Origin of the sequence: Streptomyces katrae (assembly GCF_000717655.1) — a bacterium.
Taxonomy (GTDB): domain Bacteria; phylum Actinomycetota; class Actinomycetes; order Streptomycetales; family Streptomycetaceae; genus Streptomyces; species Streptomyces katrae_B.
Genome location: NZ_JNZY01000069.1, coordinates 13012 through 28181 on the forward strand (window position 1 = coordinate 13012; position 15170 = coordinate 28181).

At 69.7% G+C, this 15170-nt stretch carries 18 protein-coding genes and 4 pseudogenes; 13 read left to right on the top strand and 9 right to left on the bottom strand.

Annotated features, from left to right (window positions below; genetic code table 11):
- Positions 1-163: 163 nt before the first annotated feature.
- The 5 genes and pseudogenes from IF09_RS0138290 to IF09_RS46140 all read left to right on the top strand — a co-directional run bounded on the left by IF09_RS0138290 (position 164) and on the right by IF09_RS46140 (position 3744).
- Positions 164-1255 (top strand): PP2C family protein-serine/threonine phosphatase, encoded by a 1092-nt coding sequence (locus IF09_RS0138290; protein ID WP_051833622.1) that lies wholly within the window; start codon positions 164-166, stop codon positions 1253-1255.
- Positions 1256-1656: 401 nt separating this feature from the next.
- Positions 1657-2301 (top strand): dihydrofolate reductase family protein, encoded by a 645-nt coding sequence (locus IF09_RS0138295; RefSeq protein ID WP_030303993.1) that lies wholly within the window; start codon positions 1657-1659, stop codon positions 2299-2301.
- Between the two features lie 412 nt (positions 2302-2713).
- Entirely contained in the window at positions 2714-3205 is a 492-nt protein-coding gene (locus IF09_RS44225; protein WP_234321324.1) for an alpha/beta fold hydrolase, read from the top strand.
- Positions 3206-3281: 76 nt separating this feature from the next.
- Positions 3282-3530 (top strand): annotated as a pseudogene (locus IF09_RS42265) (polyketide cyclase /reductase); the annotation flags it as partial.
- A gap of 67 nt (positions 3531-3597) precedes the next feature.
- Positions 3598-3744 (top strand): hypothetical protein, encoded by a 147-nt coding sequence (locus tag IF09_RS46140; protein WP_158710193.1) that lies wholly within the window; start codon positions 3598-3600, stop codon positions 3742-3744.
- A gap of 155 nt (positions 3745-3899) precedes the next feature.
- Here IF09_RS46140 and IF09_RS46145 read toward each other — a convergent pair whose 3' ends face one another.
- Positions 3900-4166 carry a hypothetical protein gene (locus IF09_RS46145; protein WP_158710194.1) on the bottom strand — a complete coding sequence of 89 codons (267 nt, stop codon included), beginning with the start codon at positions 4164-4166 and terminating at the stop codon, positions 3900-3902.
- Between the two features lie 245 nt (positions 4167-4411).
- Here IF09_RS46145 and IF09_RS0138310 point away from each other — a divergent pair, with 245 nt between their 5' ends.
- Positions 4412-5140: a helix-turn-helix transcriptional regulator gene (locus IF09_RS0138310; protein WP_051833624.1), complete on the top strand. Its 729-nt coding sequence runs from the start codon at positions 4412-4414 to the stop codon at positions 5138-5140.
- Positions 5141-5178: 38 nt separating this feature from the next.
- A complete protein-coding gene (locus tag IF09_RS0138315) occupies positions 5179-5628 on the top strand; it encodes a nuclear transport factor 2 family protein (RefSeq protein ID WP_051833626.1) in 450 nt (149 codons plus the stop codon).
- 245 nt (positions 5629-5873) lie between these two features.
- Here IF09_RS0138315 and IF09_RS0138320 read toward each other — a convergent pair whose 3' ends face one another.
- Genes IF09_RS0138320 through IF09_RS0138330 form a run of 3 tightly spaced genes read right to left on the bottom strand, consistent with a single transcriptional unit; the run spans position 5874 to position 7933 of the window.
- A complete protein-coding gene (locus IF09_RS0138320) occupies positions 5874-6311 on the bottom strand; it encodes a hypothetical protein (protein ID WP_030304000.1) in 438 nt (145 codons plus the stop codon).
- Complete coding sequence (locus IF09_RS0138325; RefSeq protein ID WP_030304001.1) at positions 6311-7606, bottom strand: amidase domain-containing protein; 1296 nt, start codon at positions 7604-7606, stop codon at positions 6311-6313. The genes IF09_RS0138320 and IF09_RS0138325 overlap by 1 nt, the downstream gene beginning before the upstream one ends.
- Before the next feature lie 3 nt (positions 7607-7609).
- The gene (locus IF09_RS0138330; protein ID WP_078613722.1) at positions 7610-7933 is read right to left on the bottom strand and encodes a type VII secretion target; all 324 of its coding nucleotides are present in this window, start codon (positions 7931-7933) and stop codon (positions 7610-7612) included.
- Between the two features lie 388 nt (positions 7934-8321).
- On the opposite strand from IF09_RS0138330, the pseudogene IF09_RS47790 reads away from it, so the two are divergent.
- Together IF09_RS47790 and IF09_RS0138335 are read left to right on the top strand one after the other, a co-directional pair.
- Positions 8322-8507, top strand: a pseudogene (locus IF09_RS47790) (hypothetical protein); the annotation flags it as partial.
- Between the two features lie 329 nt (positions 8508-8836).
- Entirely contained in the window at positions 8837-9058 is a 222-nt protein-coding gene (locus tag IF09_RS0138335) for a hypothetical protein (protein ID WP_030304005.1), read from the top strand.
- Positions 9059-9294: 236 nt separating this feature from the next.
- Here IF09_RS0138335 and IF09_RS46630 read toward each other — a convergent pair.
- The 4 genes and pseudogenes from IF09_RS46630 to IF09_RS0138360 all read right to left on the bottom strand — a co-directional run.
- Positions 9295-9546 (bottom strand): annotated as a pseudogene (locus IF09_RS46630) (IS982 family transposase); the annotation flags it as partial.
- Positions 9547-9641: 95 nt separating this feature from the next.
- Positions 9642-10097 (bottom strand): annotated as a pseudogene (locus tag IF09_RS44235) (SDR family oxidoreductase); the annotation flags it as partial.
- A 155-nt stretch (positions 10098-10252) separates the two neighbouring features.
- On the bottom strand, positions 10253-11173 hold the full coding sequence (locus IF09_RS0138355; RefSeq protein WP_030304009.1) for an RNA polymerase sigma-70 factor: 921 nt from the start codon (positions 11171-11173) through the stop codon (positions 10253-10255).
- A 177-nt stretch (positions 11174-11350) separates the two neighbouring features.
- Entirely contained in the window at positions 11351-11824 is a 474-nt protein-coding gene (locus tag IF09_RS0138360; protein WP_030304010.1) for a carboxymuconolactone decarboxylase family protein, read from the bottom strand.
- Between the two features lie 171 nt (positions 11825-11995).
- Here IF09_RS0138360 and IF09_RS0138365 point away from each other — a divergent pair, with 171 nt between their 5' ends.
- Both IF09_RS0138365 and IF09_RS0138370 read left to right on the top strand, forming a co-directional pair.
- The gene (locus IF09_RS0138365; protein ID WP_030304011.1) at positions 11996-12379 is read left to right on the top strand and encodes a DoxX family protein; all 384 of its coding nucleotides are present in this window, start codon (positions 11996-11998) and stop codon (positions 12377-12379) included.
- A 177-nt stretch (positions 12380-12556) separates the two neighbouring features.
- Entirely contained in the window at positions 12557-13039 is a 483-nt protein-coding gene (locus IF09_RS0138370; RefSeq protein ID WP_051833628.1) for a LysR substrate-binding domain-containing protein, read from the top strand.
- Positions 13040-13091: 52 nt separating this feature from the next.
- Here the strand turns inward: IF09_RS0138370 and IF09_RS0138375 are convergent, their stop codons facing one another.
- Positions 13092-13562 (bottom strand): Lrp/AsnC family transcriptional regulator, encoded by a 471-nt coding sequence (locus IF09_RS0138375; RefSeq protein WP_030304016.1) that lies wholly within the window; start codon positions 13560-13562, stop codon positions 13092-13094.
- Between the two features lie 94 nt (positions 13563-13656).
- Here IF09_RS0138375 and IF09_RS0138380 point away from each other — a divergent pair, with 94 nt between their 5' ends.
- Together IF09_RS0138380 and IF09_RS0138385 are read left to right on the top strand one after the other, a co-directional pair.
- A complete protein-coding gene (locus IF09_RS0138380) occupies positions 13657-14532 on the top strand; it encodes a TIGR03619 family F420-dependent LLM class oxidoreductase (RefSeq protein ID WP_030304018.1) in 876 nt (291 codons plus the stop codon).
- Positions 14529-14957, top strand: a complete 429-nt coding sequence (locus IF09_RS0138385; protein ID WP_030304019.1) for a nucleoside deaminase — start codon at positions 14529-14531, stop codon at positions 14955-14957. The genes IF09_RS0138380 and IF09_RS0138385 overlap by 4 nt, the downstream gene beginning before the upstream one ends.
- Positions 14958-15170: the final 213 nt, after the last annotated feature.

Sequence of the window (15170 nt, forward strand, 5' to 3'; positions counted from 1 at the left end):
GGGAGAGGGCGGGCTGCCGAATCCCGAGGGGGAGCTCCCTCGTCCGCTCGCCTCAACCGGCCAGGGGTTCCACCAGCAGGAAGGCGCCGGCAGGCCCCTGCCCGAGAACCAGACTCCGCCTGTCAGGGCGCTATGCCCCAATTGCACGGATACTCTGGGAAGCGTGATCGAGTCTGGACGGCCGCGGCTCCGTCGGCGCTACGGCCCCGGGAGGCTTGTGCGGCTGTCGCCGGTCATTCTGACCGTCGTGATCGCCAGCCTGGCCTACGCCACTCCGCCGGAAATGGCCTTCAGCCGCCTCCTGCCCGCCGCGCCGGCCCTGGCCGCCGCCATGTGGCCGGTCCTCCCCACCGTCCTGCTCGGGACGGTCTGCCTCTTCCTGATGATCGGCCTCAGCTTCGTCTTCCCCGATCTGGGAACGTGGTGGACGTGCGCCGGGATCATCGCGGTCACCGTGGCCGCCGCCTACGGAAGCCATGTCCGGCTCCAGCGGGAGCGCACCCTCTTTCAGGTACGGCTCGTCGCCGACGCGGCGCAACAGGTGGTGCTGAGCCCCATGCCACGCCGCCTCGGGAACGTCGAGATCGAGTCGCTGTACGTCGCGGCCGCGGCGGAGGCCCGCATCGGCGGCGACTTCTACGAGGTCGTCGACACGCCGTTCGGGGTCAGGCTGCTCATCGGTGACGTACGGGGCAAGGGCCTGCCGGCAGTGGGGGCGGCCGCGGCGATCGTCAATGCCTTCCGGGAGGCGGCCTACGGCGAGCCCGACATGGTCGACGTCGCACGCAGGCTGGACGCCAGCAGCACCCGCTACAACGCCGCCTTTCCGCCCGACGAGCCGATGGAGCGCTTCGCCACGGCCCTTCTCGCCGAGATCCCGCACGAGGGCAGACGTATCGACATCCTCAACTGCGGACACCCCCCGCCGCTGCTCCTGAACCGCAGGAAACTCCGTGTACTCGAGCCCGCCACCCCCTCGCCATTGCTCAGCCTCGCGGAGCTGATCGGCGATCACTACAACGTCGACACCTTCGACTTCGCCCCCGGGGACCTGCTGCTCCTCTACACCGACGGGATCGCCGAGACCCGCGCCCGCGACGGAGAGTTCTTCCCGCTGGCGGCATGGATGCACCGACAGCCCCCCACGCCGCCCCGCGAACTGCTCACGGCCCTCCACCGCGACCTCCTCCGCTACAGCAGAGGACGCCTCGACGACGACATCGCGGCCCTCGCCGTACGCCTGTCCGAGCCCTGAGGCCGCGCCCCCGGTGAACCGGGTCAACCGGCCCTCCGCCGACGTGGCGGGCCTGCCCAAGAACCCCTCGACCTCGCCGCCGAGGCGTTCAACGGGGTCGAGCACTACGCCCTGACCCACGACCAGGACGACAAGCCCCCGATGCACCAGGAACCCGACGACAACCGCTGCCCCCGGCCCGAACCCCTCCGGGGCCCGGGGCAGGACACCAGGAGGAGATCACCCGCGGGCCTGGACAGCACCGAGGACGGCTCCTGGCCCCACGTGACCCTCGGCCTGGCGCGCAAGGACTTCCCCCCGGCGGAGGCCAAGGCGCTCGAGCCCTCCGGCGCGGCGATGAGTCTGCGGGCAGCCGCAGGTCTAACCCTTGACGGAGACAACCGACTCATCGGGAGCAAGCCATGGGCCTCATCCACATCGAGCTGTTCGCGACCCTCGATCTCGTCGGGCAGGCGCCCGGCGGCCCCGACGAGGACCCGGTCGGGTTCCCGTTCGGCGGCTGGCAGGCGCCCTTGCTGGACGAGGTCGCCGGGGCACAGGTCGGTGCCGCGTACGAAGGCACGGACGCCCTCCTGCTCGGCCGGCGGACGTACGACATCTTCGCCGCCTACTGGCCTCACCAGGAGGGCGGCGAGGACAACGAGATCGCCACGCTCTTCAACCGCGTCCCCAAGTACGTGGCCTCTCGCGGCCGGCCCGACCTCTCGTGGGCCGGGTCCGCACAACTCGGCCCGGACCTGGCCGCCGCGGTGCGCGAGATCCGTGACCGCCACGAGCACGTGAAGGTCGTCGGGAGCCTGAACCTCGTGCAGACCCTCCTGCGCGAGAAGCTCTTCGACCGCCTCGACCTCTGGGTGCACCCGATCATGCTGGGCGTCGGGAAGAAGGTGTTCGACGAGGGCGCGGTGCCCACCAACGTCACGCTCCTCGCACCCCCGGCGGCCGGCCCGAAGGGCACCGTGTACCTCCGCTACGGACTCGCCGACGGCACGCCCGCGACGGGGGACATGAGCGCACCCGATCGCGGTGTCGGAAGCGACGACTGAGGCCGCCCCGCGCCCGGTACCCGGGCGGCGGGGCAAGGCTGCTTCTGCCGCGCGGGGGAGGCCAGGCGGGCGGTGACGGCGCTGACCCCGAGCAGTCCGAGTCCTGCCCCGGCGGTGAAGGCCGCCACCGTGGTGGCGGAGCGGCGAACCCGGCGAGGCCCCCACCGGCACGAGGCGGGCGGCGAGTGCCCAGCCGCGCTGTCGGCGCACGGCGAAGTGCCGGGGGAGCAGCAGGAACGGGCTGACCAAGGCCATGTTCACCGGCAGACCACCACACCCCGACAACCGACCGGCCAGACCCGGAAAGAGGCCTCATGGCCTGGTCCGAACGCACCGTGGAACGCGACGGTGTCCGTCCGTCCAGCCGTGACTGGGGCGGCTCGGGCCCGCTCCTCGTCCTGCCGCACGGGCCATGGGCTTGCCGGACACGCAGGCGAATGGGACGCCCCTCGCCCGGGTTCTGACCCCGGGCCACCGGGTCATCGCCGTCGACGAGAGCGGCCACGGCGCCGGCGAACGCCAACCGCGCGAGGTGAGCCGCGCCGCCCACGTCGCGGCCGTCGTTGCCGTCCTCGAGCAGTTCGACCGGCCCGTCCTCGCGGGACAGTCCCTGGGCAGCCACACCGCCATGCTCACCGCGGCCGCGCACCCCCACCCCGTGCGCGCGCTCGTCCTGGCCGAAGCCGGCCCTGGCGGCCCGAACCCGAACCTGCAAGGCCGAGATCAGCGGATGGCTCGACGCCTGGCCGACACCGTTCCCGTCGCAAGAAGCCCGCCATCCCGTCCACGGACGGCCCTGACGTCCGCACCGTCCGTCTCCGCCATGACGAGCCGCCTTCCCTCCAACCGGCACCAGTTAGGAGGTGTCACGAAACCTATTGCCCCTCACCCCCTCCGGTTATAGCCCCTAACAGTCGCTTAACGCTCTGCCGATCGGTAACGCCCGTCCACAGAACCCGAAGGGGAGCCCCATGCCCGGCAGGCAGCACTCCTGCATCCGCTGGACGGGCCCCGCGACCGGCGAGGGTCTGCACATCGACGGCGTCCACGTGTGGAACTTCACCCAGACCCCCGGCGGCGTCAGGGTCAGCACCGAGGAGACCCACACCGGCCCCCAGGTCGACGCCGACGTACCCACCGCAACCGCCATGCTCCGCCAGGGACTCGAAGCATGGCTGGGCGACCTCAAGGCCACCGCCGAGGCCCGTACCCGCCACCGGCCGAACTGACCCGTGTGCGCCAGGACCCAGCCATCACGCACAGATCGCCGGCTCGACGCTCTTCGGTGACGAGGGCGTGGTGGGCGTCGGCTACTTCGGGCTGGGCGGCCCGGTGCGATCCCACGTCGAGGCCGCCGCGTTGACCGCCGCGTGGGTGGTGACGGCCGCCACCGGCCGCTACCGCCGCATCACCGAACAACGCCGCCAGAACCGCACCACCTGAACCGACAGCCCGGCCCGGCTCATCGTGACAGGGCGTCACGGCCCCGAGGAACCGTGAGACCCTCGACGACGAGACCAGCCAGCACTCCTCAGCTCGCCGCGCACAGTGCGACCGGCGGCGTGATCAGTCGGGTGACCGAGGGCCGCGCAGGGGCCTCAGCCTCTCTCCTCCGGCGGCGTGGACCGCGATGCACGACGCCCCTGCCACCACACGGTCACAGCGGCGAAGCCACCGGCGGCCACGAAGAAGCCCACCTTCACCGCAGCCTTGCCGGACAGCCAGGCCGCGCCAACGCCCAGGTTCAGGCCCAACCACCAAAAAATCGCACACACGCCTGCTGCAGCGAGCAATCCCGCCATGACACCCGCTGCAGCCCGCAGCCATGGGCGTCCGCCGGTACCGTCCCCCGTGTCACTGATCATGCGGACCACGCTAGGGATCCGTGGCGCGGTCTTCGTCCGCACGGAGGATGATCGCTCGCGCAACTTTCGTCGCGGAAAGCTCCCGGGCCGCGAGCCGAAAGTTGCTGAGGGCGTATCAGGACGCCGAGGCCGGCCCGGCTCATTTCGATCTTGCCGTCCAGCCGTGGTCATCACGGAAGCGCGGTCACACTCCTATTCAACGAGCGCCCTCAACGTGCCGCAGGACTGGGTTACGGTCGTTCCCCGTGAACCGAACCGATCGTCTGTACGCCCTGGTGGAAGAACTGCGAGCGGCCTCCCCCCGGCCGCGCAGCGCACGCTGGCTGGCGGGCCGGTTCGAGGTCAGTACCCGGACCATCGAGCGCGACCTCGCCGCCCTGCAGCAGGCAGGAGTCCCCCTCTACGCCGAGACCGGCCGCACCGGAGGCTACGTGCTCGCCAAGGACCAGACCCTCCCGCCGCTGACGATCACCTCGGCGGAGGCGACTGCGCTCGCGGTGGCCCTGCATGCCCTGGCCGGCACCCCCTTCGCCCGGGACGCCCGGTCCGCCCTGCAGAAAGTCCTCGCCGTCATGCCGCAGCGCGAACGCCACGGCGCGGACGAACTGGCCGGCCGGGTCCGACTGGCCGCACCCGCCCGGCAACCCGCCGCCGTGCCCCAAGCCCTGCGCGAGGCGCTCTCGATGCGCCGGGTCCTGCGCCTGTCCTACTCCGACGCGCAGGGCGCCTCCACCGACCGCTGCGTGGAACCCCACGGGTTCCTCGGCGGCGACCACTGGTACCTCATCGGCTGGTGCCGGCTGCGCTCCGCGGTACGCGGCTTCCGGCTGGACCGCATCCGGCACGTCGAGGCACTGGCCGAGACGGTCCCGCCGCGCGTGCTGGACCTCGCCGAGCTCGACACGCTGGGTTGGGAGTTCATCGGCCTCGACGAACTCGTAAAGACCGACAGGGGGTTGTCGCCCGAGGCGTAGAGGCTGGTGCCCGACCGACAACAGGAAGGCACTGACCCATGACCCGCATGACCACCACTACCGCTCCGACCGGCACCTCGACCGGAACGGAGCCACTGACCCGCGCCCAGGGCACCGCACTGCTGGACGGATGGACGCGGCTCTGGAACGGCGACCTCGCCCTCGCCGAGGCACTCATCGCGCCTGCCTTCCGGCTCCGGTTCGCCAACACGGTCCCCGGCACCGGCCCCGACGTCACGCTCGGCCGCCCGGACCTGACCGCGTTCGTCGGCTCCCACCGAGAGGAACGCCCAGGGCTCACGTACGCGGTCGACGGACCGCCGGTAGTCGACGGCGCCCGTGCGGAAGTGGCCGCCCGCTGGACCGCCACGTACACCGACGGCTCGGGCGATCGCGTCACCAAGAGCGGCATCGACGTGCTGGCGATCGCAGACGGCCGCATCGCGGCCGTCTGGTCGCTGACCGGAGACCGCCGCTTCGCGCCGTGACGCCCCGACCGCCCCACCGCCATCAGCCGCGGCCGAAGGTGCATACCGTCGCGACGCTGAACGCGCGTGGGGGCCGACCGCCCGCCCAGCGGTAGTTGCGGCCCGCCCGCGGGAACCCAGCGCCGGGCGGCCGACGGCCCTCCTCAGCAACCTGGCCCTACCGGCCATTGGGAGCCACGAAGGGCTGGCACCTCATTCGAGGTGCCGGCCCTTCGCGCTGTCGCCGCCGCCGGTCGCCGTGGCTCCTACTCGCAGTCGCCCAGGACCGACCCCGATCCGTCGGGGGTGAACGTGGCCCACAGCGTGAACAACTCCAGGAGGATCGCCAGCACGTTGATCCACACCACGATGTAGGCCACGAGTCCCGGCCAGGTCTCCCAGATCCGGAGGCTGTAGCGCCGACGGAGCCGCCTGGCAAGCAGTACGCACAGGAGTACGGCCGTCACACCAAGGGCCGGCCCCGTCCATGCGGCGACGTACTCCGTCAGGGGCCGGGCCATGAGGCGGCATGCCGCCTGCTGCCTGTCGACCCAGTCTCCGTGGATGACCTGGACGTACCAGGAGGTGACGACCCCGAGCGCGGCCACGACCGGGACGAGCAGTGCAGCACACAGCATGCCGGGCGAGACGCGGCGCGCCCGCCCGGTGTCGTGGACCGCGGCGGGAGAGGGTGAGTGTTCCATCAGTACCAATTCGGATGCGGTCGGACGATGTGGATGCGCTGCTCACCGTGGTTCTTGGCGGCGATGTGTTCCCGGCTGTCCAGACTGACGTTCTGGAACGAGCTGGTGTGCTGGCTCAATTTGACGTCGCCGTCAGGGGTCACCGACGTGACCACGGCAGCATGGTAGATCTCGCCCTGGGGCTCGGCCGGGTCGGGAGCAACCTGCTCGTAGAAGATGACGTCGCCAGGGAGTGCTTCCGCTTTCGTGACCTCGGTGCCGCCATTGCTCACAAGGAAACCGTGCAAGCCCTTGGCCAGCGCCCACGAACGGGAGTGGTACACCCGCTGGTCGACATAGGACCACCCCAGGCCGCTTTCCCTGCCCCAGGTGTTCTCACCCATGGGTCCCGTCCAGAAGTCGAACTTCTTCTGCATGCCTCCGGCCTCCAGGGCGGACGACACGAAGTTGGCGCAGTTGTTGTCGAACTTCAGGTCGTCCTTCTTGTCCCAGTGGTCCAGTGCGTACCGCACCATCTCGACCCGGTCGATCTTCCCGTCGGTGCCGCGGAGCTCCCGCCCGACCTCGGGCGGCAGGCCCTTGAGGTCGGCGAGGGTCACTGGGTCGGCCCGCATGAGGTCCTTCTGCTGCTGCGGCGTCAGGCCGTCCCACCAGGCGCGGACGAGGTGCGGATCCTTCCCGACGGGAATGTCGGCCCTCAGTATCTCGAATTCGATGTGGGAGGCCTCGACCAGGATCTCGTTGTGTGCCCGTGAGGGGTCGGCGACGTTGATGGTCGTCGCCAGCTTGTCCAGCTCGGCCGACGCCTTCGCGTCCGCCTGTGAGGCCTCGCGCAGCGCTTCCTCTATCAGCCCGTTGACCTCGGATATGTCGCCCAGTTCCTTGGTGTAGGCGTCGCGGACGTTCTGCGGGACGTTCGGCCCCGTGGGCGCGGCGCCCGTGTACGCGCCCACGGCGCGACCGTCCTGTATCTGAAGCCCGCGATCGCCCGCCAGTTCGGCCGCGTGGAAGAGGGTGCGCTGGGCGTACCCCATGGAGTGGGTGAGCGCGTCGAGGACCATGGCGACGCCCTTCATGATGTCGCCGCCGGCTTCCAGGCGGTCGGCGAGGTCCTCCAGGCGCTTGCCGGCCGTTTTGCCGGTGACGTCGGCCCAGTGGTCGTCGAGCGGCTTCTTGCCCTGCGCGCGGATGTCTTCGGAGGCGGAGGAGGAGCGCCGGGCGAGGTCGACCCAGTCGTCCGCGGCCTTCTGCCACTGGTCCACGCGGCAGCCGTGCAGGTCGTGATACGAGACCACAGGTCAGTTCCTCCCGAAGTCGGCGAGGCCGTGCTGGAGCCGGTTGAAGGCGTCCCTCGCCTGGGTGTCCGTGGTGTCGTAGGCGTTGGCCGTGGTGTGCAGATTGTCGGCCATGGTGTTCATCTGCTTCCCCAGGTCGACCATGTGGTCCTCCCAGGCGGTCGCGCACCGCTTCAACGCCGCGGCCGAGGCCCAGCCGTGGTGGCCGTCGGCTGCCGTGTCGCTCGAGTCGAGCGACCGGCGAAGGTTCTCCAGTGCCCCTTCGGCGGCCGAGCGGGCCCCTCCCGCCCCTTGCCGCACATAGTGCGTCTTTATGTCTATGTCCATGAAATCCCCCGTAAATACCGGAGAACAGCCTAACTGGATCTTGTAGGTGGATCTGACAGCTCGCGTGAGGCCGGGGCGTCGGCCGTTCAGAAGACTGCGATGACAGGGAGAAGACGGAGCACCGGCGTACCCCAACACACGCGGCGGGCACTTGAAACCCGAGGAGATCGCATTTCAAGCGAGCTGGGTGCAACGAGCACTTGCATGAGGGTGGTCGGAGCTCATTCGATGCCTGACCTGCGGTGTTCCTCGTCCCGGCTGCAGCTGTGCAGGTGAGATGGGTACCGCGCAGTTCCACGGAGCCGGAAGGACCCGGAGGGGGCGCGGAACGGACCCGCCCGAACGGGCCGGAGGCCCGGACCCGTGAAAGGGGGCCACCCTAAGGGTTGTGGATGAGGAGCTGCTGCGCGGCCGGGTCTACGGCACGGACCACGACGACCCGAACCCGGGCCTACGGCCCGGCCGAGACTACGCCGAGCTCGTCGGTGACCCGCTCGACGGGCTGCTGCTCGACATCACCGGCTGGACGGCGGACGAGATCCAGACCGGCATCGCGCTGACCGAGCTCGGCCGTTCGTGCAGGCGGCCGGGCCCTGTGCGAGGCCCGTGGCGTCGAGCGGGGCCGGCTGCGTACGCTGCGTCGGCCCGGTGTGCCCGAGCGGATCACTTCGCGGGGAGCGCTACACGGGGGCGAGAGATCGCGTCTGGGTCTCCTTCGGCGATGCCCTTCCCGTCGAGTGCGGGTTCTTCTGGCCGAAGGCGGCGAGACCGCCTGGATCCGCGTCTTCGTGGATACCGCCCATCTGCCGCATTGAACGTGTTCAGAAAATCTGACAGCATGGCGTCCGGAAGGGCCTGCCAGACCGGGGACGTGGATCCGTCTGCCTTCGGCATGAGTTGGCCATGAGATCCGGAGGTCGGTACGACATGATCATCGCCTTGGTCTTCATCTTGTTCCTGGGCCTGATAGCGGCCGTCGCGCTGGGCCTGCTCGTCGGGTGCGTCCTGCTGCTGGCGATGTTGCTGTCGTTCCTTGCGAGCCTCGCCTCGGGAGCCACGTTCCTCGGGCTAGTGGCCCGCAAGCGGCGCGCACCCCGCCCCGCCCCGGCGGGACAGGGCTGGTAGCCCCATTTCCGTACACGGTGTGACGAACGAGCCCGGCCGACCTCCATACGGCCGGGCTCACACATGAGCCGACCTGCTTCGCCCGGGGGCCCCGGTCACATCCAGCCCAGGCCTACACGCGCGCGGGGCGTCATGCGTCGCGCGCTGGGGTGTTTGTCATCGTTAGCCTGGCTCGTGCAAGCCCTTCCGATCCCGGGCTTGCACAACCTCGGGCTCGATGAATGAGTCCGATGTTCTCAGTGGTCGTAGGCGATCAGGGAGCGTTTGATCTTGGCGTTGGTGGTCCAGTTGTGCCAGATGGCGGTGGCGAGGGCGAGGAGTCGTTGGCCGGTGCGGGCGTAGACCCCTGCTGGGGTTCTGCCGCCGTGCTGGTCGAGGCTGAGCTGGCCCCTGAGGGTGTCGATGACGGCCTCGATCCACTGGCGGACACGGGCGATCTTCCCGTGCCGGACCGGCTCGTCCTTGCGGTCGGGCCGCACCAGGTGTGCTCTCCGGTGAGCAAGTACCTCTGACCGTGGTGCTGCGGGCGGGTCAGGGCGAGGGCGGCCACCGCGGCGATGTCCCGCTCGTCGACGGTCGAGGTCCTCGGTGCGGGTATGCCCCCCCGTACGGTCCCGGTCGCCTGGATCTGCCCGGCCCAGGCCAGGGTGTTGGCGGCGAAATCGGCGCAGCGCAGGATCGTCCAGTCCAGGCCGCTCCCCCGGGCGATGTCCTCGACCGCGTGGAACTGCTGCCGGAAGCGTGCGTGCCCGGCCGGGTACTGCACGGTCACGGCGGACAGTACGACCACTCTCGCCGCGCCCGTTTCGCGGGCGTGGGCCAACAGGTCGAAAGCGGTTGGACCGGCAGCACGCGGGCTGAGCAGGATGGCATCCACGCCGTCGACGGCGGGAGCCTGCGCGGGATGGACGAGCTGGGTACCCGCGGGGAATTCGGCGTGCGGGTCGCGGGTGACAGCGGCGACTTCCGCTCCCCCCTCGACCAGGAGGCGGACGGTTTCCCGGCCGACGACGCCGGTGGCCCCGGTGATCAGGATCATGACTGAACCCCCAGTGGGTGTGTCGATAATCGATCTTGCGCGGTGGATGATCACGGTTCGTATCGCGGGAGAACGTCATGGGCGAGCCGTGCGCCAGGATCATCGGCATGCGGCACGGAAACCTCCGGTCCTGCCCTGTCAGGCTGGTCGGGAGATCACTGGGTTCTACGGGCCTGCTTCACTTCCTGGTCCACGGCCCAGGCGTCGGCGACCGGGCCGAGGTGGCTGAGCTTGTCGGGGTTGATGACCGCGCGGATCGTCTGGATCCGCCCGTCGAGTGTGTCGAGGGCGAGGATGTGGAGGATCTTGCCGTCGCGGTCGCGGAAGAGCGCGCCCGGCTGCCCGTTGACCTCGTGCGGTTCGAACGTGATGTCGATCCGGGCCATGAGCGGGTAGACGGCGGCGAGCAGCCTGGCCACGTTCTCGGCGCCGGCGACGGCCCTGGCCAGCTGCGGTGCCTTGCCACCACCGTCCCCGATGAGCTGGACGTCGGCGGACAGCAGATTCTGCAGTCCGTCCACGTCTCCCTGTGTCAGTGCCTCGAAGAACCGCCTGGCCAGCTCCTGCCGCTCCTGGCGGTCCGCTTCGAACCGGGGCCGTCCCTCGTGCATGTGGCGGCGTGCCCGTACGAGCAGCTGCCGGCACGCCGCCTCTGAGCGCCCCACCGCGGCGGCGATCTCGTCGAAGCCGAAGGCGAAGACCTCCCGCAGCACGAACACCGACCGCTCCAGCGGACTGAGGCGCTCCAGGAGCAGCAGCGCCGCCATTGACACCGAGTCGGCCAGCTCCGCCGCGCGGGCCGGGTCCTGGTACGGATCGTCCAGCAGCGGCTCGGGGAGCCACGGTCCGACGTACTCCTCTCGCCGCACCCGGGCGGAGCGCAGCACGTCGATGGCAATCCGGGTCACCGTGGCTGACAAGAACGCCTTGGCCGACACGGGCCGGGTGGTCGAGGCGTCGTAGCGGAGCCAGGTCTCCTGCACCGCGTCCTCCGCCTCGCCCACGCTGCCCAGGATCCGGTACGCGATCGAGAACAGCAGCGGCCGCAGTTTTTCGAACTCCTCGACCTTGCCCACGGCGACTCCCCCTTTGCGGTCTGTGTGCCCGGCCGGACCCCGCCGGCGAGGCATCCTTCGAAGATCATCCGATGTGTGGGCGGAGCAGACAACGCTCGTGCCGCGACCGCCCTGCCCGCCTTGCCCACGACGTCCTGGCCCCGGCGGGCCTGACCTGGGCCAGGGTGCGGTGGTGGTTCAGTGGAACTGGCGAACCTGGTAGTCGCCGGCCGGCTGCTGGGTGATGATGTTCAGCCGGTTCACCGTGTTCATGAACGAGACCAGCAGCACGAGGGCCGTGAGCTGCTCCTCGTCGTAGTGCTGAGCGGCGCGGGCCCACACGTCGTCGCTGACCCCGGTGGCCGCGTCCGCGACCCGGGTTCCCTGCTCCGCCAGCTCCAGTGCGGCGCGCTCGGCCTCGGTGAAGACCGTCGCTTCCCGCCAGGCCGCGATCAGGTTCAGCCGCACCGGGCTCTCGCCGGCCGCGGCGGCTTCCTTGGTGTGCATGTCGATGCAGACCGCGCAGCCATTGATCTGGCTCACGCGCAGCGCCACCAACTCCTGCGTCGTGGCCGGCAGCGGCGATTCCTTCAGCTCCCGGCCAGCCGACATCAAGTACTTGAGGGCCTTGCCGGCGGCCGGGTTGGCGAAGTAGTTCAATCGCGCGTCCATCGTGTGCTCCTCCATGTTCGTCGATGCCTTCACCCCCAAGACGAGGCAGCCCCCACTCCTGTGACACGCAACGGTGTGACCCACGTCTCTCCGCTGTCTGGGTTCGGGCATGTCACAGGCCGAGTCGCTGCCTCGTCTCGGGTACGGAAGTCCTCGACCAGGGAGTTGATGATGAACGTCGCGCTGTGGATCATCGCTGGGGTGCTCGCCGCTGTCTGCCTGGTGGGCAGCTCCAAGATGTTCGTGCCGCAGGAGAAGCTGGCCGCGATGGGCTCCCCTGCGCAGTGGATCCTGGAGTTCAGCCCCGGGCCTCTCAAGGCCATCGGCGCCGTCGAGCTGCTGGCTGCGGTCGGCCTGATTCTGCCCGCGGTGCTCGACATCGCGCCGGTGCTGGTGCCGCTGGCCGCCACCGGACTCGTTCTGCTGTTCGCCTGCGCGGTCACCATGCGTCTGCGCCGTGGCGAGAAGGCCACGATCGCCGGCGACCTGATCTACCTCGCCCTGGCTGCCTTCGTCGCATGCGGCCGTTTCGGCCCCGAGTCCTTCACCGACTGACCACCGGCGCATATCAGTCGAGCGCCGCAGTGCCAGGCACACTCCAGGTCGTACCGATACACCAACCACCCGACGGAGTTGGCTACGACGTCACTCTCTTCAGCAATGAACACCCGCTTACTACAACAGCTTCGTCGCTATTGAACCTGCGCCGCGCCGCACAAAGAACACAGCCGCGTGCTGTGGCTTCCGGGGGCCGAACCGGACCTCACGGTCGGCCCGACCTTGCTGACCGGAGGCCGCGTGCTCGCCGTGGCCGCAGACCATCCGCTGGCCGAGCGCGGCACCGCGCCGCTGGAAGACCTCGGCGACAACCATGTCGTCGACTTCGGCCCCCACGCCCCCGAGTACTGGGTCACGGCTGTGGTCCCCACGCGTACGCCGCTCGGCCGCCGTATCCCGCGCGGGCCCGCCGCTCGGACGTTGCACGAGGTTTTCTCGCTGGTCGCCTCCGGACAGTGTGTCCACCCGCTGGGCGAGATCGCCGCCCGCTACAACCGTCCCCCCGACATCGTCTTCCTCCTCATTGACGACGCCCCGACCATCCACTGGGCCCTTACCTGGCGATCCACCGCCGACGGCCCCACCCTCGGCGCACTGGCCCAGACCGCCGCTGACGTCGCTCCCCTCTCCCTGCGGCAGCGGATGACGGGCAGTTGATCGGGCGCCGGCCGGGCTTGGCGATGGGGTGGCGTTCGCGCCACGTCAGCGCCTACCTGACGGTGTTACCCCGAGGCACCCCCGGGCCGCGCAACGGGAGCGTCCGGCTGAGGACGAGGTTGGTGGTGGTGCTCCCGAACTCGGCCAGCTCGTCGACGATCTCCTCCAGGTGGGCCATCGACGTGGCCACCACCTTCATGACGTAGCAGTCGTCTCCGGTGGTGCGCAGGCACTCCAGGATCTCCGGGCGCTCTTCCAGCAGCCGGCGCAGCGGCTGGTGCCGGGTTCCCGGCCCCGGGTACTTGAGCCGGACCACCGCCATCACCGGGTAACCGGTCCGCTCCGGGTTCACCTCCGCCCGGTACCCCGTGATCACCTCGGCCTCCTCGAGCCGGCGCACCCGCTCCTTGGTCGCCGACGCACTCAGGTTCACCCGCCGCGCCAGCTCGGTGAACGGGATCCGGCCGTCTCGTTGGACTTCTGCCAGGATCGCCCAGTCCGTCACGTCGAGACTCTCGGTCATACGCCCATTCTACCGGCGGATCCACGGCTGAACCGCCTCTGAACAGGCGGGAATCCCTTCTGGCAACCCATACGCCCTGCCTAGGGTTTGGCCTATGAAGATCGGAGTGAACGTCCCCAATTTCGGCCCGGGCACTGACCCCGGAGTGTTGCGAAGCTGGGCCCAGACCGTGGAGGACCTGGGCTTCGACCTACTGATGATCTCGGACCACATAGCCATTACGCCGGATGTCGCCGAGCGCTACCCGGCACCCTTCTACGAGCCCTTCACCACCTTGTCCTGGCTGGCCGGCCTCACCACCCGTATCCAGCTCGGCACGACAGTCCTCATCGCTCCCTACCGGCACCCGCTGCTCACCGCCCGAATGACGGCCAATCTGAATGAGCTGAGCGGCGGCCGGCTGATCCTCGGCGTGGGAGTGGGCTGGGCGCGGCAGGAGTTCACCGCCCTCGGCATCCCGTTCTCACAGCGCGGACAGCTGACTGACAGCCACCTGCGGGACCTCCGGGCCGCCTGGAAGGACACCGCCTCATACGGAGACCGCCGGATCCCTGTCTGGGTCGGCGGCAACAGCGACGCGGGGCTGCGCCGGGCCGTACGACTCGCAGACGCATGGCATCCGCTGCGCCCCACCCTGCCGTGGCTGCGCGAAGCCGCAGGCAGGCTGCAGACGTACGCGGACGAGCAACACTTGCCCGTGCCCGCCCTGGCTCCCCGCATCGCCCTGCGACTCACCAAGGAACCGGTCGACGGAGCGGGACGGCTCGCCGGTGAGGGCACCATCGACCAGATCATGGACGACCTCGACCAACTGCGGCTGCTGGGCGCCAAGTCCGTCGTCCTCGACACCTACCAGGGCGCCCCCCACGCGACATGTCACCCGCAGGCGGCCTGGCAGGCCCTCGCCACCGTGGCCGCGCACCTTCTCCCGCCCAACACCCCACCCCGCACCACGAGGGAGCAGTCATGACCACACCCGACGACCACACCCTCCTCCGGCAGGCCATCTCTCTCGCGGCCAAGGCACGCGCGAGCGGCAACCCGCCCTTTGGATCTCTGTTGGCAGGACCGGACGGGACGATCCTGGCCGAGGAGCACAACACCACCCTCACCGACAACGACGTCACTGCACACCCGGAACTCAAATTGGCGAGGTGGGCCGCAAGAGAACTCGACGCGCAGACGGCGGCAGGCACCACGATGTACACCAGCTGCCAGCCTTGCGGGATGTGCGAGGCCGTCATCCAATGGGCAGGACTGCGGCGAGTGGTGTTCGCCCTGTCCAGCGAACAGCTCCTGGACATCAGGCCTGGCAGCAGCCGGCCGCCCGTGCCACAGGACGGCCCCGCGCTGCTCGACGAGGTACGGGCCGCGGTCGAGCCCTACTACCGTTGACCGCCGGGCCCAGGGCAGAGCCCGCCACCAGCGGAACGCACCTGGGTACGCTCGCCCCTCCAAAGGAGCCACACCCATGTGACTTAGTGCAGAGAAGGTTGGGTACTGCGCAGTTGCGACACCGCGGGTGATTGTCCCTGGGGCGCTGCGGTAGTTGTTATCGCGGGTGGGGGTGTCGTTCGTACTGGTCAGGGTGGGTTGGGTCCTGGTGGT

Coding starts and splice junctions, on each gene's coding strand:
- IF09_RS0138295 (WP_030303993.1), top strand. CDS start 1,657: ATGGGCCTCATCCACATCGAGCTGTTCGCGACCCTCGATCTCGTCGGG.
- IF09_RS44225 (WP_234321324.1), top strand. CDS start 2,714: ATGGGCTTGCCGGACACGCAGGCGAATGGGACGCCCCTCGCCCGGGTT.
- IF09_RS46145 (WP_158710194.1), bottom strand. CDS start 4,166: ATGATCAGTGACACGGGGGACGGTACCGGCGGACGCCCATGGCTGCGG.
- IF09_RS0138315 (WP_051833626.1), top strand. CDS start 5,179: ATGACCCGCATGACCACCACTACCGCTCCGACCGGCACCTCGACCGGA.
- IF09_RS0138320 (WP_030304000.1), bottom strand. CDS start 6,311: ATGGAACACTCACCCTCTCCCGCCGCGGTCCACGACACCGGGCGGGCG.
- IF09_RS0138330 (WP_078613722.1), bottom strand. CDS start 7,933: ATGGACATAGACATAAAGACGCACTATGTGCGGCAAGGGGCGGGAGGG.
- IF09_RS0138335 (WP_030304005.1), top strand. CDS start 8,837: ATGAGATCCGGAGGTCGGTACGACATGATCATCGCCTTGGTCTTCATC.
- IF09_RS0138360 (WP_030304010.1), bottom strand. CDS start 11,824: ATGGACGCGCGATTGAACTACTTCGCCAACCCGGCCGCCGGCAAGGCC.
- IF09_RS0138365 (WP_030304011.1), top strand. CDS start 11,996: ATGAACGTCGCGCTGTGGATCATCGCTGGGGTGCTCGCCGCTGTCTGC.
- IF09_RS0138375 (WP_030304016.1), bottom strand. CDS start 13,562: ATGACCGAGAGTCTCGACGTGACGGACTGGGCGATCCTGGCAGAAGTC.
- IF09_RS0138380 (WP_030304018.1), top strand. CDS start 13,657: ATGAAGATCGGAGTGAACGTCCCCAATTTCGGCCCGGGCACTGACCCC.
- IF09_RS0138385 (WP_030304019.1), top strand. CDS start 14,529: ATGACCACACCCGACGACCACACCCTCCTCCGGCAGGCCATCTCTCTC.